Below are 25788 nucleotides of genomic sequence, written 5' to 3' on the forward strand. Positions count from 1 at the left end.
TTCGCCCAGGCTTCATGCCTTATAACCCGAGAGGCCCCATGAGCGAGCTGGCCCAGGCGGTTCAAAACGACTTGCTGGTCGCCATCGACCGGGATGATCTGATGCTGCCCACGCTGCCCGAAGTAGCGCTGGAAATCCGCCGGGCCGCCGAGAACAGCGAAGTCAGCGTCAGCGAACTCGGCAGGGTGGTGGGCCGTGATCCCGCACTCAGCGCGCGCCTGATCAAGGTGGTGAACAGCCCTCTCCTGCGAAGCCACGTAGAAGTGACCAGCCTGCAGGCGGCGATCACGCGCCTGGGGGTAAACTATACCTGCAACCTGGCGATCGGCTTGGTGATCGAACAGATCTTCAATGCTCGCCAGCCTGTGGTGGAAGCCAAATTAAGGGAAATCTGGAGCCAAAGCATTGCCGTGGCCGGCATTGCCTATGAAATTGCGAGGCGCCAGCCGCACCTCAAGCCAGACCAGGGAGCGTTGGCTGGCATGGTCCACCTGATCGGTGTCTTGCCCATATTGACGTACGCCGAAGAACACAACGACTTGCTCAGTGACCCCATCTGCCTTAACCACGTGATAGACCGCATTCACCCGGTGATCGGCGCACGCATTCTCAAATCCTGGGACTTTCCTCGCGCACTAGCAGAGGTGCCTTTGCTGTACCTGGACTACGAGCGGGAACAGGCCAAGGCCGATTATTCAGACGTGGTGCAGATGGCGTCGCTACTAAGTACGCCCATTGAGCAGCGACCCTCCATCAGCGGGCTACCCAGCTATCAGCGCCTGCGCATGGATGCACTTGACCCACCCTTACTAGGGCGTGAACTGGCTGATGCACGGACGATGCTGGCTTGAGCGCATGCGGGCACGTGAACAGAACGAACCTAGCCTCTTCCTGAGCAAATGAACAATACTGGCCCTGTCTCCCTAGAACCTTGTTCGCCCGCTGCGCGGGGTTCCTACAGAGACTTACTAAGCTCATCGCCATGCGCTATCGCTGTGGGACTGGTCGCAGCCAAAGGCGGAGACCGGGAACCTCCCCTATGAAGTTCACCCAGCTATCTACGGAGCCAGATCAGGCAGCTCAGTGAACGCGACCCTCACTTTCAACCCGCCTAGGGCGCCATCGTGCAGCGATATATCGGCCAGGTGCGCCCTACAGATTTCGCCCACGATCGCCAGCCCTAAGCCCGTGCCTTGTTGGCCGCGCCGGTAAAAACGCTGAAACACCCGTGCCCGATCGTCTTCAGGGATACCCGGGCCTTCGTCTTCCACTTCCAGCACGGCGTCTGGTAACACGCGCAGTACCACCGTCCCGCCCTGGGGCGTATGGGCCAAGGCATTGTCCACCAGGTTGCTGAGCAATTCGGTCAGCAAGGTGGGTTCACCGCGGATATACACCGGTTGTTCGGCCTCAAGGGCCAGGGCCAGGCCTCTTCCATGGGCCAGGGGCGCCAAGGCCATACCCAGCTCCCGGGCCAGTTGCGACAGGTCAATGCGTTCGGCACCGCCCTCGGCAATCGCCTGGGCCCCGTTCTCGATACGTGCCAGGGACAGCAGCTGGTTCGCCAGGTGGGTAAGGCGATCAATACCCTGCCGCCCTTCCACCAGCGCCAAGTGAAGCTCGGCTGGGTCGCTGCTGCGCAACCCTAGCTCCACACGTGCCTTAAGGGCTGCCAATGGCGTGCGCAGCTCGTGGGCAGCCTCGGCGATGAACTGGCCCTGCCGCTCGAACTGCACCCTCAACCGCTCGGTAAAGTGATCGATGGACTGCACCAGAGGCAACAGCTCACGCTGGACCTCTTCACGCGGCAATGGCCGCAGGTCATCGGACCGGCGCTCTTCCACTGCCCGCCGCAAGCGATCCAGGGGGTTCAGCGCATTGCTGACGGTAATCCAGGCCAGCAACAACGCACCGCCCCCCAGCATGCCTAGGCGCAGCAGCGTGTCAGTCATCAGGCCGCGTGCCATGTCTACACGGGCTTCGTCCGTTTCGGCCACACGAATCTCTGCCATGCCGTTCATGCTAGGTTCGGTGACCGCCTTGAGCAGGCTCACCACGCGCACGTCCTGGCCCTTATAGGTGCCGTTGTAAAACTTGGCCAGCGCCGGGTAGGCATCTGTACGAGGTGTACCGGCAGGGGGCGCAGGCATGTTTTCATAACCAGAAATCAACTGGCCATCAATCCCGTTGACCTGGTAGTAGATGCGGCCCGCGCTGTCGTAGGCGAACGTATCCAGGGCCACATAGGGCACATCCAGGCTCAGGCGGCCATCCTGGGCCGTCAAACCCGCAGAGATGGTTCTGGCGGAGGCCAGCAGGGTACGGTCATAGGCGATATCTGCCGCCTCACGCCCATTCCAGTAGGCGCTCATGCCACTGGCCAGCATCAATAGCACCAACAGCCACGCCAGGTTGCCCAGCAGGCGCCAGCGCAGGCTGGCCGGCTTAGGCATCACGGCCTTCCAGCAGATAACCCAGCCCTCTGAACGTCACAATGGCAACGCCTTGGCCGTCCAGCTTCTTGCGCAAACGGTGAATATAGATTTCGATGGCCTCGGCACTGGCGTCTTCATCCAGGCCGAATACTTGAGCGGCCAACTGCTCCTTGCTCATTACGCGCCCAGGGCGAGCAATCAGGGCTTCGAGCACAGCTTGCTCGCGAGAGGTCAGCACCAGTGCTACCTCATTCATGCTGAAGCGTCGCGCTTCCAGGTCGTAGACCAGTGAACCGCAGCGCTGAATGCGCTCTCCGCCTAATAAAGTACGGCGCAGCAGCGCCTTCACACGGGCTTCCAGCTCAGTCAGCTCGAAGGGTTTTGCCAGGTAATCGTCTGCGCCCAGGTTCAAGCCGTGAACCCGGTCCTTTACGTCGCTACGGGCGGTGAGCATCAACACCGGCAGGTTCTGGCCACGGTCGCGCAAGCGGGCCAGCACCTCAAAACCTTCCAGGCGCGGCAAGCCCACATCCAGAATAGCCATGGCGTAGTTTTCGCTGGTCAAGGCCAGGTCTGCCGCCACGCCGTCATGTAGCACGTCTACCGTAAGCCCGGCGGCCTTTAACGCCTGGGCAATGCTTTGCGACAATTGCTCATGATCTTCTACCAGCAGGATGCGCATGCGGTCTCCCTCGTTCAGCGACGCGCGGGAAGTGTCCCTTATTCCCTAGCGCTTGGCGATCCTGGCGCAGGAAAGATAAAGATTTTTTCAGAAAACCACGATTTTGAAAGTCTGGTGAAAGTTTCACGCCATAGGCTCGGGCTCAGCTTGTACTGACTATCACAAAAACAACAATCAGGACGTCGCCCATGACCCCCCTACTGCGCCCCCTCGCGTTGGCAGTCTCCTGCCTTGCATTCGCCCATTCCGCGCTCGCCGAAGAGCCCAAACGCCCTGAGTGCATCGCGCCAGCCTCCCCTGGCGGCGGCTTCGACCTCACCTGCAAACTGGTACAAAGCGCATTGCTGAACCAGAAGCTGCTGGAAAAGCCTATGCGCGTGACCTACATGCCAGGCGGCGTGGGTGCAGTGGCGTACAACGCCGTGGTAGCGCAACGCCCTAAGGATGGCGGCACTATCGTTGCCTGGTCCAGCGGCTCCCTGCTCAACCTGGCGCAAGGCAAGTTCGGCCGTTTCGACGAAAACGCCGTGCGCTGGCTGGCCGCCGTCGGCACCAGCTATGGCGCCATTGCAGTGAAAACCGACTCCCCCTACAAAAACCTGGATGACCTGGTACAGGCCTTGAAGGCTGACCCCAGCAAGGTCGTGATCGGCTCAGGGGGTACCGTGGGCAGCCAGGACTGGATGCAAACCGCACTGCTGGCCAAAGCCGCCGGCATCAACCCTAAGGACCTGCGCTATGTAGCGCTTGAAGGGGGCGGCGAAATCGCTACCGCGCTGATGGGTGGCCATATCCAAGTAGGTAGCACGGACATCTCCGACTCCATGCCCCACATCGAAGCGGGCAACATGCGCATCCTGGCCGTGTTCTCGGACAAGCGCCTGGACGAACCTGCCATGAAGGACATCCCTACCGCCAAGGAGCAGGGCTACGACATCGAATGGCCGGTGGTACGCGGCTTCTACGTGGGCCCGAAGGTCAGTGACGAAGAGTACGCCTGGTGGAAAACCACGTTCGACAAGATGCTGGCCACCGATGAGTTCGCCACCCTGCGCGACCAGCGCGAGCTGTTCCCCTTCGCCCTTACCGGTGCAGAACTGGACGCCTACGTGAAAAAGCAGGTAACGGACTACAAAGGCCTGGCCAAGGAATTCGGGCTGATCCAGTAACCCCCTGGGCCCGCACCCTCGCGGGCATGCCGGAGAATAACAATGAAAATGCTGCAACGGCTGTTTGCCGGGGTGCTGCTGCTGGTGTGTGTCGCCTTGGCGGCCATGGCCTGGCCGTACCAGGCTGCTTTCTCCTACGAACCCGTAGGCCCACGTGCGTACCCCCTGTTGCTGCTGGCCCTCATGGGGCTGGCGTTTGCCTACATGCTGATACGCCCTGCCACCATCGTGCATAACGAGGATGAGCCGGCCCTGGATCGCCACAGCCTGGTGAAGATCGCCGCCTGTGTAGGGCTATTGCTGCTGTTCGCCGGCCTGTTTGAGCCGCTGGGCTTCATACTCAGCGCCCTGCTCATCGGCCTGCCCATGGCGCGCCTGTATGGCGGGCGCTGGCTTCCCGCACTGGTGGTCATCCCGCTATCAGTCGTTGCCCTTTACCTCTTGTTTGACCGCGTGATGGACGTCCCTCTGCCCTTGGGCCTGCTCGACGTACTGGAGAACTGACATGGACACACTCGGTTACCTCGGGCAGGGCTTTGGTGTTGCCCTCACGCCTTACAACCTCACTACAGCCCTGATCGGCACCTTGATCGGAACCGTTGTGGGCCTGCTGCCTGGGCTAGGCCCAATCAACGGTGTGGCCCTGCTTATCCCTATTGCTTTCGCGCTGGGGCTTCCACCGGAGTCGGCGTTGATCCTGTGTGCTGCTGTGTACCTGGGGTGCGAATACGGCGGGCGTATCAGTTCAATTCTGCTGAACATCCCAGGCGAAGCGTCCACTGTGATGACCACGCTAGACGGCTACCCCCTTGCCCGCCAGGGTATGGCTGGCGTGGCCCTGTCGCTGTCGGCCTGGAGCTCGTTCATTGGCGCGTTCATCGCCACCTGCGGCATGGTGCTGTTCGCCCCGCTGCTGGCCAAATGGGCCGTAGCCTTTGGGCCGGCCGAGTACTTCGTACTAATGGTATTTGCCATCGTGTGCCTGGGCGGCATGGCCGGCAACCGGCCTTTGAAGACGTTTATCGCCGCGCTGATCGGCCTGTTTCTGTCCACTATCGGCATCGATGCCAACAGCGGGGTGTACCGTTTTACCGGTGACAGCGTTCACTTGGCCGACGGTATCCAGTTCGTGGTGTTGGTGCTGGGCCTGTTCTCGGTATCGGAAATCCTGCTGCTGCTGGAGAAGACCCACCATGGCCACGTGGCGGTGCAGGCCACCGGGCGCATGATGTTCAACCTCAAAGAGGCCGCTGCGGTCTGGGTGGTTAACCTGCGCTGTGGCTTACTGGGGTTCATTATGGGCGTGCTACCAGGTGCCGGAGCTACCTTGGCCAGCGCCGTGGCCTACATGACTGAAAAACGCATGGCGGGCACCACGGGCAAGTTCGGCCAGGGTGACCTGCGTGGCCTCGCGGCACCTGAAACCGCCATTGGCGCATCGGCCTGTGGTGCACTGGTGCCGATGCTTACCTTGGGCGTACCAGGGTCGGGCACCACGGCCGTGATGATCGGCGCGCTGAGCCTGTACAACATCACCCCAGGCCCCTTGCTGTTCGAACAGCAGCCGGACATCGTGTGGGGCTTGATCGCTTCGCTGTTTATCGCCAACGTGATGCTGGTCATCCTCAACATCCCCATGATCCGCGTATTCACCCGCATCCTGTCCGTACCCAACTGGGCGCTGGTACCGATCATCGCCATCATCACCGGTATCGGGGTGTACGCCGTACACGCCACCACCTTCGACCTGTTCCTGATGGTGGGCATCGGTATCTTCGGCTATATCCTGCGCAAGCTGGACTTCCCTCTCTCGCCGTTGCTGCTGGGCTTTATCCTGGGCGGCCTGATGGAACAGAACCTGCGCCGGGCGCTGTCGATCTCCAACGGGGACCTGCATATCCTTGCAGGCAGCCCGATCACCATCGGCACTTGGGTGCTGACCGTTGTCATGCTGGCCTTCCCGTTGGTGCGCATCTGGCGTAACCGTCAACGCGCACGACAGGCTGCCAATGCCTGAACGTGACGCGCCGGCCTGGTGGCTGACCGGCCTCACCGGCCTTGCCGGAGGGTGCCTGGCCAGCCTGGTCGGTTGGCCACTGCCCTTCATGACCGGCGCACTGATGGCCGTGATCCTGGTGCGCTGTGCCACGCCCTGGCAGCTGCGAGAAATACCCAACGGCCGCCGGTGCGGGCAATGGATCATTGGCATCGGCATTGGCCTGCATTTCACCCCCCAAGTGATCGAGCAGGTAGCCGACCATTGGGTGCTTATTCTAGGGGGCGCGCTGGTGACCAGCCTGTCCAGCCTAGTGAGCGTGTGGCTGTTGCTGCGCACCGGTGAAGACCGCCCCACAGCGTTTTTCTCCAGCATGCCCGGTGGTTCGGGGGAGATGGTAAACCTGGGCGCCCGTAATGGCGCCAACCTGAGCCGTGTTGCCGCTGGGCAAAGCCTGCGCGTGCTGTTAGTGGTGCTGTTGGTACCGGCCCTGTTCAAATACCTGCTGGGCGAGGGCGGCGTCGTTCAACACGGCGGTGCCCTGCCTTGGGGGTGGCTGGCACTGGCAGGCGTATCTGGTTTGGGTGCGGCGCTGATCTGGCAGAAGCTGGACCAACCTAACCCCTGGCTGTTTGGGCCGCTGCTGGTGACGGCCAGCTTGAGCATCGGGTTTGACCTGCACGGTTCACTCCCCACCGGCGGCAGCCAAGTGGGCCAATGGTTGATTGGCAGCGGCCTGGGCTGTCATTTCAACCGGGCATTTTTCCGCCGTGCGCCCTCCTTTCTCGGGCGTACCTTGGTAGGGACCCTCTTGACCATGCTGATTGCCGGGCTGGCGGCCTGGGTACTGAGTGCCGCCACCCAGTTGGACCTACGCTCGCTTACTCTGGGCATGATGCCCGGCGGCATCGCTGAAATGAGCCTGACCGCCGAAACCCTGCAGTTGTCCGTTCCCTTGGTGACCGCGTTGCAGGTCATGCGCCTGCTCTTCGTGCTATTCCTGGCCGAACCCCTGTTCCGGCGCTGGGCACAGGGGCTTCAAAAACCGTTATAGCGCCCAGTCGATGGGCGTCATGTCGTGGTCTTTGAGAAACTGGTTGGCCTTACCAAAGTGCCCGTTGCCGATGAAGCCCCGGTGCGCCGATAACGGCGAGGGGTGCACGGAGGTGAGGATCAGGTGCTTGGTGTTATCGATCAGCTTGGCCTTGCTCTGGGCGTGCGCGCCCCACAGCAGGAACACCACATGCTCGCACCGCTCATTCACGGTTTGAATGATCCGATCGGTAAACGGCTCCCAGCCCTTTTTCGCATGGGACGCCGCGTTGCTCCGCTCCACGGTCAGAGTGGTATTAAGCAGCAGCACCCCCTGCTCCGCCCACGGCTGGAGGCATCCATGGCGAGGGATATCAATGTTCAGGTCACGCTTGAGCTCTTTGTAGATATTCACCAACGAGGGTGGCGTGGCGATGCCTGGCTGCACCGAGAAGCACAGGCCATGGGCCTGGCCAGGGCCGTGGTAGGGGTCTTGCCCCAGAATAACCGCTTTTACCTTGTCCAGCGGCGTGAGGTTCAACGCGTTGAAGATCAGCGGGCCGGGTGGGTAGATCTCTTTGCCAGCCGCCAGCTCATGGCGTAGAAACTCGCGCAACTGGCGCATGTAGGGTTGGTCGAATTCATCTCTGAGCGCTTCTTTCCAGCTCGGTTCGAGCTTGATGCGGTCGTCTTCCGGGGCAGTAGTCGTCATGTGGCAGTCCATGGAACAATCCGGGGACACTAGGAAAGACCTTCTCTGTTGTCAATCGAACTGACCCAAGCGGTCCACAATTCCAACAAGCGTTACACAGAGGTGTTCGATGAACCTGAGTTTCGAAGAATTGATCGGGGCCAGCGGTGCCTGCATCGGCATCGCTACGCTGGACGCCCCCAAATCCCTCAATGCGCTCTCGCTGCCGATGATTGAGGCACTGCTGGAAAGATTGGAGGCGTGGGCTCAAAACCCGCGTATCGCCTGTGTGTTGCTCAAGGGCAATGGGGCCAGGGCGTTCTGCGCCGGGGGCGATGTCCGCACCCTGGTCGACGCTTGCCGCTCGCACCCTGGCGAAGTGCCCCCCTTGGCGGCACGTTTTTTCGAAGCTGAATACCGTTTGGACTATCGCCTGCACACATTCAAGTGCCCGGTGATCTGCTGGGGCCATGGCTATGTGCTGGGGGGCGGCATGGGCTTGCTGCAAAGCGCAACCATCCGCATCGTTACCCCGACCAGCCGGCTGGCCATGCCGGAAGTGAGTATCGGGTTGTACCCGGACGTGGGCGCGGGATGGTTCTATAACCGCCTGCCCGGCAAGCTGGGGTTATTCCTGGCCATGACCGGGGCGCAGGTCAATGGCACCGATGCGTTGGACCTGGGGCTGGCTGACCGCCTGCTGCGCGACGACCAGCAGGACGCCCTGATCGACGGGCTGGTACAACTGAACTGGCAGGAAGACGCTCAGGTGCAACTGACTAGCCTGCTGCGCGCCTTGGAACACGAGGCGCTTCCCGACCGCCCTGACCCGAAGTGGCTGGCGCGCCGTGCTGCCATTGATGACCTGCTTGATGTGGCCACCCCTGTGCAAGCGTGGAAAGCGATTGCCCGCTGGCACGACCACGCCGACCCAGACCTGGCGCTGGCCGCGCGCAACCTGGTCAGCGGCTGCCCCCTCACCGCGCACCTGGCCTGGCATCAGCTCAAGCGCGCCCGCCAGCTGTCCCTGGCTGACACACTGCGCATGGAGTTCAGCATCAGCCTTAATTGCTGCCGTCACCCAGAATTCAGCGAGGGCGTACGTGCCCGGTTGGTGGACAAGGACAACACGCCCCACTGGCACTGGCCCGACGTGGCCGCGATCTCCGAGGCGGTCGTGCAAGCGCACTTCAGCCCGGCGTGGGAGGGCGAGCATCCGCTGCAGGACCTGTAACATCCGCACTGCTAGGGCAGGCGGACCCGCCATGCCGCTGCGCCCTGTTAACCGTCTGCCGCTTTAACGTCGGCCAGCGTTATCGGCGGTCCCAGCCCCCTCTTCCACCATAACCACCGCGCGGCCCCCAGCCTGGCCCACCTGGGCCATGGCCTTGCCAACCTGGACCCTGCCAACCAGGCCCACGGTCGTGGCGCCACTGGGGTGGAGGGCCGCCTTGCCAGCCGGGGCCAGGCCGAGGTGGTGGGCCAGGGCGCCAGGCCGGTGGAGGGGGTACCGGGTAATACCGAGGCGGCGGCACGTAATAGCGCGGGGCGGGGGAAATGTAGTAACCCCCCGCATACCCATAGGGGTACCCGTAAGGGCGTTCTACGTACACAGGGCTAGGTGCACTGTACACCTCTGTGCGTACGTAACTGTCAGTGGCATAGGGCGCACAGCCGGACAGCAGTGCACTAAAGACGGCAATGATCGATAAGGTGCGATACATGGGGCGGCCTCCGGGACCGCAGTGGGATAGCTGCACAACCTCAGACTCTGTTTTAACGATCCAGTGCGTTTTGGGAAACACCTGGTAATACATCTAGGCCTATCGGCACACCGACCATCCGCCCATATCCAAGTGGAAGTGATTGCGGTGCGCAGCGTTGTAGTCGGGCCCCAGCACAGTGCTGAAGTACCGGCAGGCTGACGTGCGCGCTGCTTGCAAGAAAGCTGCATCGTCATTGGCACCGCTCCAGCCTTTAAGCACGCTGATGCGCCGGCCATTGGCCAGGCGAAACGCTGAAATGTCCAAAGCATTGGCAGTGGCGTGCTGGCTGAGGCGGCCTTGGGCACGGTGATAGATATTACGGCAGGCATAGCTGCCCATGTGCTCGACCTCCACCACGGATGAGTTGAACGCCGCTTGAGCTGCCGGTTGCAACCCGTAGCGTTCGAACAGTGCAAACGCAACGGCTACCGGGCAGGTGGCCAGAAAACTACTACTGAGGCGTACAGGCCCTCCGCTTACCCTCACCACATTTACCAACGGGCAACGGCTACTTGGCGCAGCATCTGCCTGGGCACGGGTCACGAAGCTTGAAGTGGCTAGGGCGGCCTTGCATAGGTCAGGGTCGCTGCGCAGGCGCATGAGTTTGTAGGGGGTCAGCCAGTTGGGCGGTTGCTCAACGTTCAAAGGGGCCCACGGGTCCCATTGGGAAGGAAGCGGGACGGTCCACCAGGCCAGCCACAGTGTTAGCCCAAGGCCTATCCAGACGCCTAGCGTGCGCACAGCAACGCCCGTGTCAGAGCAGCCCCATCTGCGCCGACGGCTCAGGTTCGGTCAGTGCTGGCATACCCGGTAAACGCGCCATCAGCCGAGCATGGAACCGTTGCGCAAAGGCAGGTGCGTCCAAGTTGTCTGCCGTGTGTAGAAACACGTAGGGGCACTTGTCGGCCTCGATCCATGTCGCGACTTTCTCTACCCAAGGGTCTAGAAACGGCTCGTTATCCTCCACATTGGGCAGCCCGATGATCCGTACCTGTGGGTGGTGGGTGAAGGCAGCCGGGCGCGGAGGTACGTGGGGCTTTTTTTCCTGTGCATGCACAATGCGTGGGTCCGTGGACGTCACGCTGAACAATGCGCGCGGGTCCAGGCAAATCCGCTCTGTTCCTGTAGACAACAGCAGCCGGTTGAGGGCGCGTTCTTCTTCGCCACGAGCAAAGAACGCAGGGTGGCGCACCTCTACAGAGACAGGCCGCCCCAAGGCTTCGATAAATACGGCCAGTTCGCCCAGGCGCGCTGGGCTGAAGCTGGCCGACAGCTGCAGCCAGACGGTAGATACCCGTGGGCCAAGCGGTGACAGCAATTTTAAAAAAGCTTCTGCCGCCTCTACCTGGGTTGCCAGGTCACCCTCGTGGCTGATGTCGCGGGGAAACTTGGCCGTGAACCGAAAATGCTCAGGCATCTCCCGCGCCCATCGCGCTACGGTGCTTTCAGCGGGCCGGGCATAAAAGGTGGTGTTGCCTTCTACCGCGTTGAAGGTAGTGGCATACAGCCGCAGAGCATCGGCGGCGGTGGATTCAGCGGGATAAAGGCGACCACGCCAGGCAGGGTCGCTCCACGAAGGGCACCCCAGGTAATAGGGCAGGTGAGCGGAAGTCAGATGTGCACGTCCAGGCCAAGCACTTCCCCTTCCCAGTCCACAAACGTGGCGGTGGTCATGTAGCTGGCCAAGGCAGACGCCACCCGCGCATTGATGCCGCGGAACATTTCTTCTTGCTGACGGGCCGAGAACACAGGCACCAGCGAGCCGCGACTTCCGCCTGCAGCGGGTCGCTGACGGGCTTCGATCACCTCGGTTTCGCCTTCCTGTTCGTCGACCGCTTCGTCTACCCTTGCCAGGCCGCTACGTGGCTTGCGCTTGATGGGGTAGGCGCGCGATCCCACTCCGTCTATGCGCATAAGGGGGCTCGGTTAACTGCTGTCTATAGGCAGGCACTGTAGCGTGAGGCTGCACGGCCTGGTGATAACTTGACCACATAAACTGTAAAAGGTTTATAGCCTGTCTTCGAACAAGAAGCGATCAGCCCGCGACCTGCGGCAAGTTCCCGCTACGTGGGCTTGTTCACTTTAGGTGTGGCGACATTATCACGCAGATAGACCGGGTGGGCCTGCGCCGCCTCGATGGCCTCGTTGCGCGCCCATGCGAAACCCGCCAAGGCAAGCACGTCTTCAGCGTGGGGCAACGCCGAAGCATCGAAACGCTGAGCCTTCACCGCCAGGCGATCCGCATAGCCCCATCCTGTGCCTGCGCCATACCAGCCTTCCAGGTTATCGGCAGGCACTTGGACAGCATGAGGTGGTAGCACGGCCTCGGTACCACACAGGCGCATTTCGCCACCCTCCTCGCGATAGCAGCCCCAATACACTTCATCCATTCGTGCATCGATAGCGGCCGCCACCTGGGTAGCGCCTTCCCGGCGCCAGGCGCCTTGCGCTAACGCGGCCAGGTTGGACACCCCTAGCACGGGGCGGTCCAGCGCAAAGGCCAAGCCTTGCACCACACCAATCGCAATTCGCACCCCAGTAAACGCGCCGGGGCCCCGACCAAAAGCGATGGCATCCACAGCACTCAGGCCTACCCCCGCGTCCGCCATGATCTGCTGGATCATGGGCAGCAGCTTCTGGGCGTGCAACCGCGGAATCACCTCGTAGTGGCTTAATACCTTGCCGTCATGCAACAGGGCGACGGAACAGGCTTCAGTGGCGGTATCGAGGGCCAGCAGCGTGGGCATTGCGGTATCCGGTCAGGTAGAAATGGGGGGGTTGGAAAGGCGGGCAGTATAAACGACGAAAGCCCGCGAACGGGCTTTCGTTTACCACCAGCGATCAGCTCAGCGCTGCAACCACCTTGTGGGTAATGTCTTCAACAGTGCCCACGCCTTCGATACGGGCGTACTTGGGCTTGCCCTGCTCAGCAGACAGGTTCACGTAGAAGCTGACCAGCGGCTCGGTCTGGTCATGGTAGACCTTCAGGCGCTTGCGTACGGTTTCCTCAGTGTCATCGGCGCGGTGAACCAGGGCTTCGCCTGTTACATCATCCTTGCCTTCCACTTTCGGCGGGTTGAATACCGTGTGGTACACCCGGCCCGAATTTTCATGCACGCGGCGGCCAGCGATGCGGTTGACGATTTCTTCGTCCGCCACGTTGATTTCCACCACGTAGTCCAACACGACACCTGCACTGACCAAGGCCTCGGCCTGAGGAATGGTGCGCGGGAAGCCGTCGAACAGGAACCCCTTGGTGCAATCGGGCTGGGCGATACGCTCCTTGACCAGCGCGATGATCAGGTCGTCAGACACCAACCCGCCGCTGGCCATCACTTCCTTGGCCTTGAGGCCCAGTTCGGTGCCGGCCTTGACTGCTGCGCGGAGCATGTCGCCAGTGGAGATCTGCGGAATACCGAACTTCTCGGTGATGAACTTGGCCTGCGTACCTTTCCCGGCTCCGGGAGCTCCCAGCAGAATCACGCGCATCGATATGCTCCTCAATGTTTTTTTATTTAAACAACACCAATGACCCTGGAGAAAACATAACTACCGGTGAGCCATCGAAAAATTCGGGCTGGCCGAACAATCGGCCAAAAGGCTGCCCAAGATACACAGCCGCCTACCCCCAGACAAGCCACCTAAGGTCGCAGGCACCCGCCGCAGGGCGACAGGTGCGACCCAGTGCAACCCTCTAACCTTTCAAGCACAGGTAAAGCAGCCCCTGACCCGCCTGTGGCCAGGAGCACAGCGCACGTGTTACCCCGTGTTGCGTAGCCCGGCAGCGATACCTGCCACTGTTACTAGCAAGGCCTGCTCAAGGCCACTGCCTGGGGCCCCCTGCTGAACGCGCGAACGTGCCAGCAGCTCCATTTGCAGCCGGTGCAGTGGGTCCAGGTAGGTATTACGCAGCGCGAAGAACTCCAGGGTTTCCGGGCTGCTGGCAAGCAGCTTGCTCTGCCCTGTCAGGGTTAGCACTTGCCGCACGCACTGCGACAATAAGTCGCGCAACTCATGGCCCAACGGCTTCAGGGCATCCTTGACCAAGTGCTCGTCGTACTGCCGCGCAATCTCGGCATCGGCCTTGGCCAGTACCATTTCCAGCATGTCGATACGTGTACGGAAGAACGGCCAGTGTTCGCGCATGTCAGCCAGCCGGTCGCCCTCCCCACGCTGCAGTGCATTGCCCAGCGCTGCTTCCCAGCCCAACCAGGCTGGCAGCATGAGGCGGGTCTGGGTCCAGCCGAAAATCCAGGGGATAGCGCGAAGGCTTTCAATGCCCCCTTGCCGCCGTTTAGCGGGGCGGCTGCCGAGGGGAAGGCGCCCCAGTTCCTGCTCGGGAGTGGATTGGCGGAAGTATTCGACAAATTGCGGGTGCTCACGCACCACCTTGCGGTAGGCCTGCACACCGTCCCTGGCCAACTCGTCCATCAGCGCACGCCACGGCGCCTCCGGTGGTGGCGGCGGTAACAGCGTGGCCTCCAGTACAGCGGCCAGGTACAGGTGGAGGTTCTGCTCGGCGATGTCTGGCAGGCCGAATTTGAACCGGATCATCTCCCCCTGTTCGGTGGTACGGAAGCGACCGGCTACTGAGCCGGGGGGCTGGGACAGAATAGCGGCGTGGGCCGGGCCACCTCCGCGCCCTACCGTGCCGCCCCTGCCATGGAACAACAGCAGTTCCACGCCATGCTCGCGGCAAATGTCGACCAAGGTTTCCTGAGCACGGTACTGCGCCCAGGCCGCAGCGGTAGTACCTGCATCCTTGGCCGAGTCGGAGTAGCCGATCATCACTTCTTGCGGGCCTTGTAGCCGTGCGCGGTAACCTGGCAATGCCAGCAGGCGTTCAATGACCGGGCCGGCGTTGTCCAGGTCGGCCAATGTTTCAAACAACGGCACCACACGCATGGCCCGCTGCAACCCGGCCTCTTTGAGCAGCAGTTGCACGGCCAACACGTCTGAAGCAGCGCCTGCCATGGAAATCACGTAGCTGCCCAGGGAGGCTGCAGGCGCTGCCGCCACTTCACGGCAGGTAGCCAACACTTCAGCAGTGTCCGCCGAGGCCTTGAACGACGGCGGCAGTAAGGGCCGACGGTTGTCCAGCTCCGCCAAAAGAAACGCAACGCGGTCTTCCTCGTCCCAATCGGCGTAACGGCCCAACCCCAGGTATTCAGTGATATCGCTCATGGCTGCACAATGCCGTGCAGCGTCTTGGCGCACGTCCAGGCGCACCAGGAACAGCCCGAAGGTGACGGCGCGCCGGATGCAATCGAGCAGAGGGCCATCAGCGATGACCCCCATGCCGCACGCATGCAGCGAATCGAAACACAGTAGCAAGGGTTCCAAGAGCTCGCGGTTGTCCTGCAGCACGTCTGCATAGGCAGGTTCAGGGCCCTTGAGAGCAGCTTGGGCCCAGTGGCGTGTGGCCTTGAGCCGTTCACGCAGTTGCTTGAGCACACTGCGGTAAGGCTCAGGGCTGTTTTCACTGCGTGCGCGCAGTGCGTCGCTGGCCTGCTGCATGGACAGCTCGCCTGCCAGGTGGTCCACGTCCCGCAAGAAAAGGTCTGCTGCCATCCAGCGTGCTAGTAGCAGCACCTCGCGGGTAACGGCAGCGGTAACGTTGGGGTTGCCGTCCCGGTCCCCGCCCATCCAGGAGGCAAAACGGATAGGCGCCGCCTCCAGGGGCAGGTGCAGGCCCGTGGCCTCGTACAGTGCGGCGTCTACCTTGCGCAAATGGCTGGGTACCGCGTGCCAAAGGGAATGCTCAATGACGGCAAAGCCCCATTTGGCCTCGTCCACAGGCGTAGGGCGTGTTCGCCGGATCTCGTCAGTGTGCCAAGCCTCGGCAATCAGCCTTTGCAGGCGATTGTGAAGGCTCTGCTGCTCCGCGGTAGTGAGGTCTCGATGATCCAGCGCCGCCAACTGGGCGGCAATGGCATCGTACTTCTGGATCAACGTGCGACGCGCCACCTCAGTGGGGTGGGCGGTCAGCACCAGTTCGATGTCCAGGCGGCCCACGTGCTGTGCCAGGTGATCCGCGCTGTGACCGGCGGCACCCAGCCGTGCCAGCAACTCGGGCAGGCGCTGGGCGTCCAGTACTTCACCGGCCTGGCCGCTGTCTTCGGTGCGTCGGCGGATGAGCTGGTATTGCTCGGCAATGTTGGCCAGGTTCAAGAACTGTGTGAAGGCCCTGGCCACTGGCAGCAGGTCGTCTTCACTGAGCTCATTGAGCCGGTCACTCAGCTGCGCCGGGCCGGCCTGGGCGCTGCGCCGGTCGGCCTTGGCGCCATGGCGAATGCGCTCGATCTTGTCCAGAAAGGCATCGCCGTATTGCTCGCGAATGGTGGTGCCAAGCAATTCGCCCAGTACATGGACCCGTTCGCGCAAGCGCGCGTCGATCTCACTCATGTTTCCATTCTCCGTCAAAGGGCCGGTAGACGCAGCAGGATAGCGCACCGGATGACTGAACGCGGCGTCGAAAAACAGCTCAATACCCAGGTAACTCACCCGTCGTCCAAGGGCACACACACCGCGGTTGTGCCTTGGGCGTTGTGTTATCCGACCCACGAGGTGCCCATGAAAATCCGTGAGCTAGCCCGCCACTGGGAACAGAACGCCAAAGGCCGCCTGACCGAAACCCCCTACAGCATCCACTTGGACGTTGAGTCAGCCGCACGCCTGGAAGCCTTGCAGGAGATGTACCCCAAGCACCACCCCGAAGAACTGCTAGGTGAGTTGATCGGGGCTGCTTTAGAAGAACTGGAAACCAGCTTTCCCTATGTGCGAGGCACCAAGGTAATTGCTACCGACGAGGAAGGCGATCCGATGTATGAAGACATCGGCCCTACCCCACGTTTCCTGGCGCTGTCGCGGCGTAACCTTGAGAAAATGACCCAGAGCTCACCCCAAGCGCCCATACCTCCTCAGCCTGCTGGTGCGCCACAAGGCTCATAACAGAGCCTTCAGACTGTAAAAAACCACGCAACAGGCCAGATTTCTGAACTATTCGAAAAACACTTGAGTCCCAAACATTAGCCATCGCAGTACAACGCTCGCGGCCACGTTGCCCCTGCCGCTGCCATGGAAACACCGTTCTGAAAAAAGCCCTCCTATGGAGTCGAAGATCATGAAGACTTGTACTGCCAACCCTTCGTCCAACGCTGTTCGTGGGCTCAAGCTCGCCGTACTGGCGTTGGGCAGCAGCTTCATCCTGGCCGGTTGCGCGGGTAACCCACCGACCGAGCAATACGCCCTGGCCCAGTCGGCCGTGAACAGCGCCGTCAGCGCTGGCGGCACTGAATTTGCGGCCGTGGAAACCAAGTCGGCCCAGGACAAGTTCAAGGCGGCTGAAATCGCCATGCACGACGAAAACTATGACAAGGCCCGGATGCTGGCCGAGCAAGCCGAATGGGATGCTCGTGTAGCGGAACGCAAGGCCCAAGCTGCGAAGGCACAGAAAGCTGTAGACGATGCGCACCAAGGCGTGGAAGACCTGCGCCAGGAAGGCATGCGCAACATCCAGCCTTAATTGCCACGACCGTACTTCGCACAGATAAGGAATAGCCCCATGCGTAAACAATTGATGATCCCTGCCCTGTTGGCCGTGGCCGTTAGCCTGAGCGCCTGCTCGCACGACCCGAACGCCAACCTGGAAAGCGCGCGCACCAACTTCACGTCGCTGCAGACCAACCCTAAGTCGGCCACCTTGGCGGCACTGGAAACCAAAGACGCTTCCGAGTGGCTGGACAAGGCTGACAAGGCCTACCGCAATGACGAAGACAAGAAGAAGGTTGACCAGCTGGCCTACCTGACTAACCAGCGCGTCGAGTTTGCCAAGCAGACCATCGCCCTGCGCACCTCTGAAGACGACATCAAGAACGCCGCTGCCTTGCGTGCCAAGGCTCAGCTTGACGCCCGCGATGCTCAAATCAAGAAGCTGCAGAACAGCCTGAATGCCAAGCAGACCGAGCGCGGCACCTTGGTCACCTTCGGCGACGTACTGTTCGACCTGAACAAAGCTGAACTCAAGCCTAGCGGCATGACCAACGTCATTCAGCTGGCTCAGTTCCTGAAGGACAACCCAGACCGCCAGGTGATCATCGAAGGCTACACCGATGCCACTGGCTCTGACTCCTATAACCAGAACCTGTCCCAGGCACGTGCCAACTCGGTACTGGCTGCACTGGTTCGCCAAGGCGTTGATATCAAGCGCATTGTGGCCCAGGGCTACGGCAAGCAGTACCCAGTTGCTGACAACAGCAGCAGCTCAGGCCGTGCCATGAACCGTCGCGTGGAAGTGACCATTTCCAACGACAACCAGCCAGTAGCCCCACGCTCTTCGATGAAGTAAGCGTTGCTGCCGTGCCAAGAGACCAGCCCTTAGGGGCTGGTTTTTTTTTGCGCCGTAGAAACAAACACTGTTGGACCACGCAGGGCCTGTGAACGGGCTGCAAACAATCCTGACGTATTTTCCAGCCTTTTTCGCAGGCTAGCGCCTGCTCCCACAGGGGGGTAGGCCGCCGGCTCAGAGGTAATTGGGAATCTCGCCCAGCCGTCGCAGGCCGTTGAAGTGGCTGGGGTCTTCCAGGAACTTGACCATGACTTGTCGGTAGGTAGGGTCGGCGAAGGTTTGCACGTGTGCGCCTCGGGTAAGTTGGAGTACCCGTGGCGGAGGCAATGCCTTGTACAACGCAAGGCCGTTTTCCAAAGGCACCACCGTGTCATCCAGGCTCTGGAACACCAACTTGGGCACCTTGGCCAAGCCAGGCGCCGCCCTCAAGGCACTGTCCCCATCGGGCACGAACCACGACAACGGCACCTGCAAGGGCCACGTCAACCATGACGTACTCAAGGCAAACTGGCCGACCTTGCGGTAACTGGCAGGCGCACCGTCGAATACCATGGCTTGGAACCGCGCGGCCTCCTGTGGGTGCCCAGCCAGGTAATGGATCGCCAGCGCGCCCCCTAGGCTTTGGCCCAGCAACACCAATGGGTGGCCTTGAGTCTCAGGCGACGTACGCAGCCACGCCAGTGCAGCTTGAATGTCGAGGTAGATACCCGGCAACCTTGCCTGCCCTTCAGACAAGCCATACCCCCGGTAATCCAGCAGCAATACCTGATAACCTTCAGCGGGCAACCACCAACTGCCGCCCAGGTGCCGTGCCAGGTTGCCCCCGTTACCGTGCAAATGCAGCACGGTCCCTTTCACGGGCACACCTGCCTTGGCAGGCAGCCACCAGGCATGCAGTCGCACGCCGTCGGACGTGTGCAGCGTTACCGGCTGCCATTGCACCTTGGCCACGTCTGGGGTGAACGGCTCGCCAGGCTCCGGATAGAACAGCAGGCTGCTGCAGCCCGTTATTGAGAGCAGCAGCGCCACTGTCAGGGCGTTAAATGATATTCGCGTAATCCGCTTCAATGCGGTCAAGGCTCAGGTGGTTGAGGAAGTTGGAAAAGCACATCCAGGCGGACAGTGCATTCATGTCACGAAATTGCTCTGGCAAGTACTTGGGTGGCGCTACCAGACCCTCGTCTACCAACTGGCGCAAGATACGCATGTCCTCCAGGGTCGTCTTGCCACAGAACAGCAGTGACACTTGGTCCAGCTTGCCCTTGCGCACCGCCAGCTGGATGTAGTTGTACACCATGATAAAGCCCTTGAGGTAGGACAGGTCCTTGGTAAAGGGCAGGCCCGTGGGGGTGGAGCCACGGAATACCCGGCTGGCATTGCCGTAGCTGTCCTCCATGCCAAAGCCCTGCTCCCTGAAGAACTCGAATACCTGCAGGAAATCGGCGCCCTCTTCCACCATATGGATAGCGCGTGTGCGGTTGGTAAGCTTGCGCAAGCGGCTGGGGTAGGAGGCGAACGCAATGACCTCCATCAAAATGGCCAGGCCCTCTTGGGTCACGGTAGACGAAGGCGGCCCCTTGGACAGGAAGGTACACACCGGCTGGTTAAGGCCGTTGAGGGTGGTGCCCACATGCACCAGCCCCTCATGCACCTCCAATGCACGCACGTCACGCTCATTGAACATGGCATCGGCGCGTACTTTGATGTAGTCCGCCCCAGCGGCAGCGTCGGCGACGATCCCGTCCGACTCGAACACGCGGATAGTTTCTTCGGTTTCACCGAACACTCGGTTAAGCCGGCTCTGCAGCATGTCTACCGCCTGCTTGGCGGTAAGGTTCTTGACCTCGTCCTTGAGGTCGCCACGGCCGTCGATCCTGTTGAGGTAGTCGGAGAGCATCAGGCCAAGGTCCGACAGCGTAGGGTCGCCCGCATGGAAAGCGTCGGAAGCCGCACCGTACAGTTCCTGGGAAATCAGCCCGAAGTCTTCGGTGCCACGGGCTTCGAGCATGCGCACCACCATGCGGTACTCGCGGCACATACGCCGCATGATCTGCCCCACAGGGTTGAACTGGCCCAGCTGACGGGTCACGTCACGCTCGATATTCTGAAACTCGATCCGTACCGCCGCCGCATCGAAACTCAATGGCCGGCCCTGGTACCAGGCGCGGTCTACGATAGGAAGGGCCTTACCCTTGGCCTTGAGAAAGGTTTGGCGAACGTTGTCGTCCCATTTCACCGCATCAAGAATCCTGATGGGGGTTTGCGCGCTCACAATGCGGTCAGACAGTGCGCGCACCGTCTGCTGATACTCGTCCATCAGCCCTCCTTGTCAGTCAATGCGCAACTCGCTTGTAGCGAGCAACCTCTACAAACACATCGGAATTGGCAGGGTCGTCCAGCCAGGCAAAGACCTGGGCCGGGGTGGACCGCACGGCAACGCCCTGGCCGTCCTGGGTATCGAAGCGCTCGCCGGCCAGGGACTGTTGTGCAATGGCCTGCTGCAAGGGCTCCAGGTCCAGGTTGTAGACCACCAATTCACCGGCATCACTCAGTTCAAAACCTACTATGGCAAAACGGCCCCCGTAGGCCTTGGGCATGGGGGCACTGGCGTACCAGCGCCCGCCGTGGCGGCTGACGGTAAACAGGGCCTGATCACGCGGGGCAGAGGCACCCTTCTGGTAGCTCACAGCCGAGTAACGACCATTGGTTGCAGGCTGGATGTTCAAGTGAAGGTGCTCACCCCAGGCATCTCGGGCTTGCCATTGGCCAATCAATGCGGCTGGCGCCTTGGTACCAGGCGGGATGGGCTCGTCGAAGGTCGCCAGGCAACCGGTCAACAGGCCGCTGGCGAGTAGCATTGCCAAAAGCGTGCGCCACACATTCATCCCAAAGCTCTCCTCGGTCAGGCTGCTGCCAGCACCAGGTGCATGTAACGAGTAAGAATATCCAGCATCTCATTGCCGTGTTTAGCAGATGCGGGCGCTAGCAGGGCCTGATATTCCATCTGCCCGATCAACGCCGTCAACACCTGCGCATCCTGCTCAGGGCAACGTGAGCCCAACACGCGCAGCATCTGGCAGGCCCCCTCATGGAGGATCTGTTGGTGCGAGAGTACCAGCCCGGCCAGGCGGGGGGTCAGCAGCGCTTCCTGACGAAACGCCTGCTCGGCCATCAAATAATCGCGCCGCGTGTTCAGTTGCTTGCGCACATAGTCTGCCGTCATGCGGGCAATGGCATCGGCCAGGCGGCCCCGTGCTTCAGGGGTGTTGTCGGTGGCAGCCAGCAACTGGCGCAGCATTTCCTCGCTGCTGGACCATAGCTTGGCCATGTGGGCGGCGCTTCGCTCCACATAGCGGGCAAAACTGTCTGCCAAGAGGTCTTCGATGTCCTTGAAATAATAGGTTGTCGCCGACAGTGGCACTCCGGCTTCCGTGGCCACAGCACGGTGTCGAACACCGCGTACCCCATCGCGTACCACAATACGCATGGCGGCATCGAGGATGGCTTGGCGGCGCTGCTCGCTGCCCTGCCGTGCCGGCTTGCGGCCTTCGTACTGAACACTGTTGGCCACGGCGCTGGCAACGCCGGCGGCCCCTGTTGCTACGGTTGCAGGTTCCACGTTTGATCCTTTCACATTGACGCATCCAAGGCCGCCAGCGGCCCTCTGTACCGAGGCGGCCATTTTGCCCCAATTGGACCAGGATGGAGGTTGTTTTGTGTTGAAAGAAGATCAGGCGTAAAAAAACCGGCTGTGAGCCGGCTTCTTGTGGTTTGAGATAACCTGCCATTGATCACATGGCACGTTGCGATGCCTCGAAATGGCGCGTCTGAAAAGGTAGCAGCGCCTGGACCTTAAGACCGAGCCCTTGCTCAAGCCCCCAAGATAAAGCCAATCGGTCAACCCGTCCTTTGCGTGTGACGTCGACTACCTTGCTGCCTGCAACCAGGCTCAGGGCTCGATACGTCTCGGATACCCTGGCATCCGTCGCGCAGGTGAATTGAGTCAATCGCTCAAGGAGATAACCCGCCCGCCGGATCTCTATCTCGCTATGAGGCGCCTGAAGAAAACCAGCTAACGCGTTCTCAAGACTGCCGTCTGAATACCAAACGGCCTTGGCAGTACTGATCAGCACTGCATCGTCCGTCTGATCGAGAGGCAGTTTCGTCAACACGGCCAACTGTGTAGAAAGCGAAGCCTCAGGGCAATGATTCTTCATGAGTAGCCTCCAAATCTCCGATGATGCCTCGCAGAATCGAACGCGGGATTCTTTGTTTCCAACGTACACATCAATCGCTTGCAAAGCTAGCTGCTCCAGCTCCGCGGTCGAAACGAGGCCATGGATAAGAAGCTTTTGGATATCTTCGACGTCCTGGTCAGTAGCACGCCCGAGCTTCGATATAGCAAGATCTACCGGGGCCGCAATCAGTATATGCAGCGCTGACGTAGGGCTAAACGCCTCAAGCGGAACGGCGCGATCAAGATAATCTTCGTGCAGTGGTCCTAGCGTTGTATTGAACGTCAAATCATAGTTAAGCGAAAGCGCACGCCCCGTGTCCGGGTCGATAAAAGTCTCTGGCGTAGCACCGAGGTTTTCGACCAGGGCTTGCTTATCTATTGCGCGGCTGCAGTAGAACATTTCACCGTCCACATCAACCGACACGCGATGATGGGTGTACAGGTGCACGGCTACACCGCCAAAAATGATGATCTTTACTGAACCCGGCGGATACCCTGCAAGCTCGTCTTCCACACTTTGAAACATGGCGACAACCGCCTGGCCCAGAGGGGTCGTTACCTGAATGTAAGGCAGAGCTTGATGTTGTACCACTGTCAGATATCCATACCTTAAAGTGAAACGCTCCATCAGCGGTTTAACGGCCGCTGATGGGGACTTGGCTGGCTTGAGTTTTCAGGCCTGTGGCCGCATGTGCGGGAACAGGATGACATCGCGGATGGAGGGCGAGTTGGTCAGCAGCATCACAAGGCGGTCGATACCGATGCCTTCCCCTGCCGTTGGCGGCATGCCGTACTCCAACGCCCGCACGAAGTCGGCGTCGTAGTGCATGGCCTCGTCATCACCGGCGTCCTTGTCGGCCACCTGAGCCATGAACCGCTCGGCCTGGTCTTCAGCGTCGTTGAGCTCCGAGTAGGCATTGGCCAGTTCGCGGCCGCCAATGAACAGCTCGAAACGGTCGGTAACGTTGGGGTTTTCGTCGTTGCGGCGCGCCAGCGGCGACACTTCGAAGGGGTACTGCGTGATGAAGTGCGGCTGCTCCAGCTTGTGCTCCACCAGCTCTTCGAAAATCATCACCTGCAGCTTGCCCAGGCCTTCAAACCCGAGCACCTTGGCGCCAGCTTTCTTGGCGATTTCACGGGCCTTGTCCAGGTCAGTGAGGTCGGCAGCCGTCAGCTCGGGGTTGTACTTGAGGATCGAGTCGAACACCGACAAGCGCACGAAGGGTTCGCCAAAGTGGAACACCTTGTCACCGTACGGTACGTCAGTGGTGCCCAGTACCTGCTGCGCCAGCTCACGGAATAGTTCCTCGGTGAGGTCCATGTTGTCTTCGTAATCAGCGTAGGCCTGGTAGAACTCGAGCATCGTGAACTCAGGGTTGTGCCGGGTAGAAACGCCTTCGTTACGGAAGTTGCGGTTGATCTCGAACACTTTCTCGAAGCCGCCGACTACCAGCCGCTTGAGGTACAGCTCCGGTGCGATGCGCAGGAACATTTCCATGTCCAGGGCATTATGGTGGGTTTCGAACGGCTTGGCTGCTGCGCCGCCCGGGATGGTTTGCAGCATGGGGGTTTCGACTTCCAGGAAGTCGCGCTTGGCCAGGAACGCACGAATGTGCGCAATGACCTGCGAACGCACACGGAAGGTATCGCGCACGTCTTCGTTAACGATCAGGTCCACATAGCGTTGGCGGTAACGGGTTTCGGTGTCGGTCAGGCCATGGTGCTTGTCTGGCAGCGGGCGCAGCGCTTTGGTGAGCAGCTTTACCTGTGTCATGTCCACGTACAGGTCACCTTTGCCAGAGCGGGCCAGGGTGCCTTCCACAGCAATGATATCGCCCAGGTCCCAGGTCTTGATCGCCGCCAGGGTGTCAGCCGTGAGCACCTTGCGGTTCACATACACCTGCAGGCGGCCGGTCATGTCCTGAATCACCATGAACGCGCCACGGTTGAGCATGATGCGGCCTGCCACCTTGACCGGAATCGCTGCAGCTTCCAGCGCTTCCTTGGTCTCGGTGGCGTATTGCTTCTGCAGGGCATCGCAGTAGCTGTCACGGCGGAAGTCGTTGGGGAAGGCATTGCCTGCCTCGCGGGCCTGGGCAAGCTTTTCCTTGCGCAGGGCGATCAGGGTGTTTTCTTCCTGTTGCAGGTCTTGCGGGTCGAGTGGTTGGTCGCTCATGTCATATCCGTCAAAGTGTTCTTCAGCCTCAAGCAGCAAGCTTCAAGCTGCAAGTAGAAGCAGAATCAAGAGCTGCAAAGCAGGCGCGGGCCGCTTCTGGCTTGCAGCTTGCGGCTTGTAGCTTGCCGCTGATGAAGCAAGGCCTAAAGGCCTTGCTTCAGGCTCGCCTCAAGGTATTCATCCAGGTCGCCGTCCAGCACCTTGTCGCAGTCACTGCGCTCCACGCTTGTGCGCAGGTCCTTGATACGGGACTGGTCCAGTACATAAGAGCGGATCTGGTGGCCCCAGCCGATATCGGACTTGGTGTCTTCCAGCGCCTGGGACGCGGCGTTGCGTTTTTGCACTTCCTGCTCGTACAACCGGGCCCGCAGCATTTTCATGGCGGTGTCCTTGTTGGCGTGCTGGGAGCGCTCGTTTTGGCAGCTGACCACGGTATTGGTGGGCACGTGGGTGATCCGCACGGCCGAGTCTGTGGTGTTCACGTGCTGACCACCGGCACCGGATGACCGGTAGGTGTCGATACGCAGGTCGGCCGGGTTGATCTCGATCTCGATGTTGTCATCGATTTCAGGGGACACGAACACAGCCGTGAACGAGGTATGGCGGCGGTTGCCGGAGTCGAATGGGCTTTTGCGCACCAGGCGATGCACACCGATTTCCGTGCGCAGCCAACCGAACGCGTACTCGCCCTTGATGTGCAAGGTGGCGCCTTTGATACCAGCGACTTCGCCCTCGGACAGCTCCATGATGGTGGCATCGAAACCGCGCTTGTCAGCCCAGCGCAGGTACATGCGCAGCAGCATGTTGGCCCAGTCCTGGGCTTCAGTGCCGCCAGAACCGGCCTGGATGTCCAGGTAAGCGTTGTTGATGTCCATTTCGCCGCTGAACATGCGGCGGAATTCAAGTTGCTCCAGGGCCAGGCGCAGCCGGTCCAGCTCGCTGACCACGTCGGCTACGGCGCCTTCGTCGTTTTCCTCGACAGCCATGTCCAGCAGGTCGCGGCAATCGGCCAGGCCGCTGTGCAGCTCGTCGAGCGTGTCGACGATGGTCGCCAGGGTTGAACGCTCCCGGCCCAGGTTCTGGGCATATTCGGGGTTGTTCCACACATTGGAATCTTCAAGTTCGCGATTGACTTCGGTCAGCCGTTCAGACTTTTGATCGTAGTCAAAGATACCCCCGAATGGTTTCGGAACGTTCGCGAAGGTCCTTGATAGTGTTCAGGATCGGGTTGATTTCCATGGCGGCTGGGCACTCGCA

At 60.8% G+C, this 25788-nt stretch carries 26 protein-coding genes; 9 read left to right on the forward strand and 17 right to left on the reverse strand.

Going from position 1 to position 25788, the window contains the following annotated elements:
* The first annotated feature begins 38 nt into the window (after positions 1-38).
* Positions 39-851: an HDOD domain-containing protein gene (locus ACSAMW_RS09375; protein WP_500593685.1), complete on the forward strand. Its 813-nt coding sequence runs from the start codon at positions 39-41 to the stop codon at positions 849-851.
* A 207-nt stretch (positions 852-1058) separates the two neighbouring features.
* Here ACSAMW_RS09375 and ACSAMW_RS09380 read toward each other — a convergent pair whose 3' ends face one another.
* On the reverse strand, positions 1059-2453 hold the full coding sequence (locus ACSAMW_RS09380) for a sensor histidine kinase (protein ID WP_500593686.1): 1395 nt from the start codon (positions 2451-2453) through the stop codon (positions 1059-1061).
* Positions 2446-3117 carry a response regulator gene (locus tag ACSAMW_RS09385; protein WP_168084357.1) on the reverse strand — a complete coding sequence of 224 codons (672 nt, stop codon included), beginning with the start codon at positions 3115-3117 and terminating at the stop codon, positions 2446-2448. Before ACSAMW_RS09385 ends, ACSAMW_RS09380 begins: the two co-directional genes overlap by 8 nt.
* 188 nt (positions 3118-3305) lie before the next feature.
* On the opposite strand from ACSAMW_RS09385, the gene ACSAMW_RS09390 reads away from it, so the two are divergent.
* Genes ACSAMW_RS09390 through ACSAMW_RS09405 form a run of 4 tightly spaced genes read left to right on the forward strand, consistent with a single transcriptional unit; the run spans position 3306 to position 7336 of the window.
* Positions 3306-4286, forward strand: a complete 981-nt coding sequence (locus tag ACSAMW_RS09390; RefSeq protein ID WP_500593687.1) for a Bug family tripartite tricarboxylate transporter substrate binding protein — start codon at positions 3306-3308, stop codon at positions 4284-4286.
* A 48-nt stretch (positions 4287-4334) separates the two neighbouring features.
* Positions 4335-4790: a tripartite tricarboxylate transporter TctB family protein gene (locus tag ACSAMW_RS09395; RefSeq protein ID WP_500594011.1), complete on the forward strand. Its 456-nt coding sequence runs from the start codon at positions 4335-4337 to the stop codon at positions 4788-4790.
* Position 4791: 1 nt separating this feature from the next.
* A complete protein-coding gene (locus ACSAMW_RS09400; protein WP_500593688.1) occupies positions 4792-6303 on the forward strand; it encodes a tripartite tricarboxylate transporter permease in 1512 nt (503 codons plus the stop codon).
* Positions 6296-7336, forward strand: a complete 1041-nt coding sequence (locus ACSAMW_RS09405; RefSeq protein WP_500593689.1) for an AbrB family transcriptional regulator — start codon at positions 6296-6298, stop codon at positions 7334-7336. Before ACSAMW_RS09400 ends, ACSAMW_RS09405 begins: the two co-directional genes overlap by 8 nt.
* Here the strand turns inward: ACSAMW_RS09405 and ung are convergent.
* Positions 7331-8026 (reverse strand): uracil-DNA glycosylase, encoded by a 696-nt coding sequence (gene ung, locus ACSAMW_RS09410; protein ID WP_500593690.1) that lies wholly within the window; start codon positions 8024-8026, stop codon positions 7331-7333. The genes ACSAMW_RS09405 and ung overlap by 6 nt on opposite strands.
* A 109-nt stretch (positions 8027-8135) precedes the next feature.
* Between ung and dspII the strand changes: the two genes are divergently transcribed.
* Positions 8136-9239 (forward strand): enoyl-CoA hydratase/isomerase DspII, encoded by a 1104-nt coding sequence (gene dspII / locus ACSAMW_RS09415; RefSeq protein WP_500593691.1) that lies wholly within the window; start codon positions 8136-8138, stop codon positions 9237-9239.
* Positions 9240-9318: 79 nt separating this feature from the next.
* Here dspII and ACSAMW_RS09420 read toward each other — a convergent pair whose 3' ends face one another.
* From ACSAMW_RS09420 to ppc, 7 genes are all read right to left on the reverse strand, one after another.
* Positions 9319-9729, reverse strand: a complete 411-nt coding sequence (locus ACSAMW_RS09420) for a hypothetical protein (RefSeq protein WP_500593692.1) — start codon at positions 9727-9729, stop codon at positions 9319-9321.
* 99 nt (positions 9730-9828) lie between these two features.
* Complete coding sequence (locus ACSAMW_RS09425; protein ID WP_500593693.1) at positions 9829-10512, reverse strand: extensin-like domain-containing protein; 684 nt, start codon at positions 10510-10512, stop codon at positions 9829-9831.
* Between the two features lie 13 nt (positions 10513-10525).
* Complete coding sequence (locus ACSAMW_RS09430) at positions 10526-11386, reverse strand: DUF72 domain-containing protein (RefSeq protein WP_500594012.1); 861 nt, start codon at positions 11384-11386, stop codon at positions 10526-10528.
* Positions 11383-11685, reverse strand: a complete 303-nt coding sequence (locus ACSAMW_RS09435) for a hypothetical protein (protein ID WP_500593694.1) — start codon at positions 11683-11685, stop codon at positions 11383-11385. Before ACSAMW_RS09435 ends, ACSAMW_RS09430 begins: the two co-directional genes overlap by 4 nt.
* A gap of 149 nt (positions 11686-11834) precedes the next feature.
* Positions 11835-12518, reverse strand: coding sequence for a tRNA (adenosine(37)-N6)-threonylcarbamoyltransferase complex dimerization subunit type 1 TsaB (tsaB, locus tag ACSAMW_RS09440; RefSeq protein ID WP_500593695.1), 684 nt, complete (start codon positions 12516-12518; stop codon positions 11835-11837).
* Positions 12519-12612: 94 nt separating this feature from the next.
* Positions 12613-13260, reverse strand: coding sequence for an adenylate kinase (adk, locus tag ACSAMW_RS09445; protein WP_500593696.1), 648 nt, complete (start codon positions 13258-13260; stop codon positions 12613-12615).
* 270 nt (positions 13261-13530) lie between these two features.
* Positions 13531-16176, reverse strand: a complete 2646-nt coding sequence (ppc, locus tag ACSAMW_RS09450) for a phosphoenolpyruvate carboxylase (protein ID WP_500593697.1) — start codon at positions 16174-16176, stop codon at positions 13531-13533.
* 168 nt (positions 16177-16344) lie between these two features.
* Between ppc and ACSAMW_RS09455 the strand changes: the two genes are divergently transcribed.
* From ACSAMW_RS09455 to lptF, 3 genes are all read left to right on the forward strand, one after another.
* The gene (locus ACSAMW_RS09455; protein WP_500594013.1) at positions 16345-16722 is read left to right on the forward strand and encodes a pilin assembly protein; all 378 of its coding nucleotides are present in this window, start codon (positions 16345-16347) and stop codon (positions 16720-16722) included.
* A gap of 157 nt (positions 16723-16879) precedes the next feature.
* Positions 16880-17296: a DUF4398 domain-containing protein gene (locus ACSAMW_RS09460; protein WP_500593698.1), complete on the forward strand. Its 417-nt coding sequence runs from the start codon at positions 16880-16882 to the stop codon at positions 17294-17296.
* A 39-nt stretch (positions 17297-17335) separates the two neighbouring features.
* Positions 17336-18118, forward strand: a complete 783-nt coding sequence (gene lptF, locus ACSAMW_RS09465) for a lipotoxin F family OmpA-related lipoprotein LptF (RefSeq protein ID WP_500593699.1) — start codon at positions 17336-17338, stop codon at positions 18116-18118.
* A gap of 174 nt (positions 18119-18292) precedes the next feature.
* On the opposite strand, the gene ACSAMW_RS09470 is transcribed toward lptF, so the two are convergent.
* The 7 genes from ACSAMW_RS09470 to prfB form a co-directional block, all read right to left on the reverse strand.
* Complete coding sequence (locus tag ACSAMW_RS09470) at positions 18293-19153, reverse strand: alpha/beta hydrolase (protein ID WP_500594014.1); 861 nt, start codon at positions 19151-19153, stop codon at positions 18293-18295.
* A gap of 4 nt (positions 19154-19157) precedes the next feature.
* Positions 19158-20435: a flavohemoglobin expression-modulating QEGLA motif protein gene (locus ACSAMW_RS09475; protein ID WP_500593700.1), complete on the reverse strand. Its 1278-nt coding sequence runs from the start codon at positions 20433-20435 to the stop codon at positions 19158-19160.
* A 16-nt stretch (positions 20436-20451) separates the two neighbouring features.
* Positions 20452-21003 carry a hypothetical protein gene (locus tag ACSAMW_RS09480; protein ID WP_500593701.1) on the reverse strand — a complete coding sequence of 184 codons (552 nt, stop codon included), beginning with the start codon at positions 21001-21003 and terminating at the stop codon, positions 20452-20454.
* A 17-nt stretch (positions 21004-21020) separates the two neighbouring features.
* Positions 21021-21737, reverse strand: a complete 717-nt coding sequence (locus ACSAMW_RS09485) for a TetR/AcrR family transcriptional regulator (protein ID WP_500593702.1) — start codon at positions 21735-21737, stop codon at positions 21021-21023.
* A gap of 172 nt (positions 21738-21909) precedes the next feature.
* Entirely contained in the window at positions 21910-22983 is a 1074-nt protein-coding gene (locus ACSAMW_RS09490; protein WP_500593703.1) for a DUF6036 family nucleotidyltransferase, read from the reverse strand.
* A gap of 45 nt (positions 22984-23028) precedes the next feature.
* Positions 23029-24531, reverse strand: coding sequence for a lysine--tRNA ligase (gene lysS, locus ACSAMW_RS09495; RefSeq protein ID WP_500593704.1), 1503 nt, complete (start codon positions 24529-24531; stop codon positions 23029-23031).
* 143 nt (positions 24532-24674) lie between these two features.
* A protein-coding gene (gene prfB / locus ACSAMW_RS09500; protein WP_168084376.1) for a peptide chain release factor 2 occupies positions 24675-25770 on the reverse strand; the annotation gives its coding sequence in 2 pieces (ribosomal slippage) (positions 24675-25697 and positions 25699-25770; 1095 coding nt in all).
* Between the last annotated feature and the right edge of the window lie 18 nt (positions 25771-25788).

The sequence above is a fragment of the Pseudomonas sp. AB39(2026) genome (assembly GCF_059831485.1).

Excerpts from the sequence above, each read along its gene's own strand:
- ACSAMW_RS09375 (WP_500593685.1), top strand. The coding sequence starts at position 39 with ATGAGCGAGCTGGCCCAGGCGGTTCAAAACGACTTGCTGGTCGCCATC.
- ACSAMW_RS09380 (WP_500593686.1), bottom strand. The coding sequence starts at position 2,453 with ATGCCTAAGCCGGCCAGCCTGCGCTGGCGCCTGCTGGGCAACCTGGCG.
- ACSAMW_RS09385 (WP_168084357.1), bottom strand. The coding sequence starts at position 3,117 with ATGCGCATCCTGCTGGTAGAAGATCATGAGCAATTGTCGCAAAGCATT.
- ACSAMW_RS09390 (WP_500593687.1), top strand. The coding sequence starts at position 3,306 with ATGACCCCCCTACTGCGCCCCCTCGCGTTGGCAGTCTCCTGCCTTGCA.
- ACSAMW_RS09395 (WP_500594011.1), top strand. The coding sequence starts at position 4,335 with ATGCTGCAACGGCTGTTTGCCGGGGTGCTGCTGCTGGTGTGTGTCGCC.
- ACSAMW_RS09400 (WP_500593688.1), top strand. The coding sequence starts at position 4,792 with ATGGACACACTCGGTTACCTCGGGCAGGGCTTTGGTGTTGCCCTCACG.
- ACSAMW_RS09405 (WP_500593689.1), top strand. The coding sequence starts at position 6,296 with ATGCCTGAACGTGACGCGCCGGCCTGGTGGCTGACCGGCCTCACCGGC.
- ung (WP_500593690.1), bottom strand. The coding sequence starts at position 8,026 with ATGACGACTACTGCCCCGGAAGACGACCGCATCAAGCTCGAACCGAGC.
- dspII (WP_500593691.1), top strand. The coding sequence starts at position 8,136 with ATGAACCTGAGTTTCGAAGAATTGATCGGGGCCAGCGGTGCCTGCATC.
- ACSAMW_RS09420 (WP_500593692.1), bottom strand. The coding sequence starts at position 9,729 with ATGTATCGCACCTTATCGATCATTGCCGTCTTTAGTGCACTGCTGTCC.
- ACSAMW_RS09435 (WP_500593694.1), bottom strand. The coding sequence starts at position 11,685 with ATGCGCATAGACGGAGTGGGATCGCGCGCCTACCCCATCAAGCGCAAG.
- tsaB (WP_500593695.1), bottom strand. The coding sequence starts at position 12,518 with ATGCCCACGCTGCTGGCCCTCGATACCGCCACTGAAGCCTGTTCCGTC.
- adk (WP_500593696.1), bottom strand. The coding sequence starts at position 13,260 with ATGCGCGTGATTCTGCTGGGAGCTCCCGGAGCCGGGAAAGGTACGCAG.
- ppc (WP_500593697.1), bottom strand. The coding sequence starts at position 16,176 with ATGAGTGAGATCGACGCGCGCTTGCGCGAACGGGTCCATGTACTGGGC.
- ACSAMW_RS09455 (WP_500594013.1), top strand. The coding sequence starts at position 16,345 with ATGAAAATCCGTGAGCTAGCCCGCCACTGGGAACAGAACGCCAAAGGC.
- ACSAMW_RS09460 (WP_500593698.1), top strand. The coding sequence starts at position 16,880 with ATGGAGTCGAAGATCATGAAGACTTGTACTGCCAACCCTTCGTCCAAC.
- lptF (WP_500593699.1), top strand. The coding sequence starts at position 17,336 with ATGCGTAAACAATTGATGATCCCTGCCCTGTTGGCCGTGGCCGTTAGC.
- ACSAMW_RS09475 (WP_500593700.1), bottom strand. The coding sequence starts at position 20,435 with ATGGACGAGTATCAGCAGACGGTGCGCGCACTGTCTGACCGCATTGTG.
- ACSAMW_RS09480 (WP_500593701.1), bottom strand. The coding sequence starts at position 21,003 with ATGAATGTGTGGCGCACGCTTTTGGCAATGCTACTCGCCAGCGGCCTG.
- ACSAMW_RS09490 (WP_500593703.1), bottom strand. The coding sequence starts at position 22,983 with ATGGAGCGTTTCACTTTAAGGTATGGATATCTGACAGTGGTACAACAT.
- lysS (WP_500593704.1), bottom strand. The coding sequence starts at position 24,531 with ATGAGCGACCAACCACTCGACCCGCAAGACCTGCAACAGGAAGAAAAC.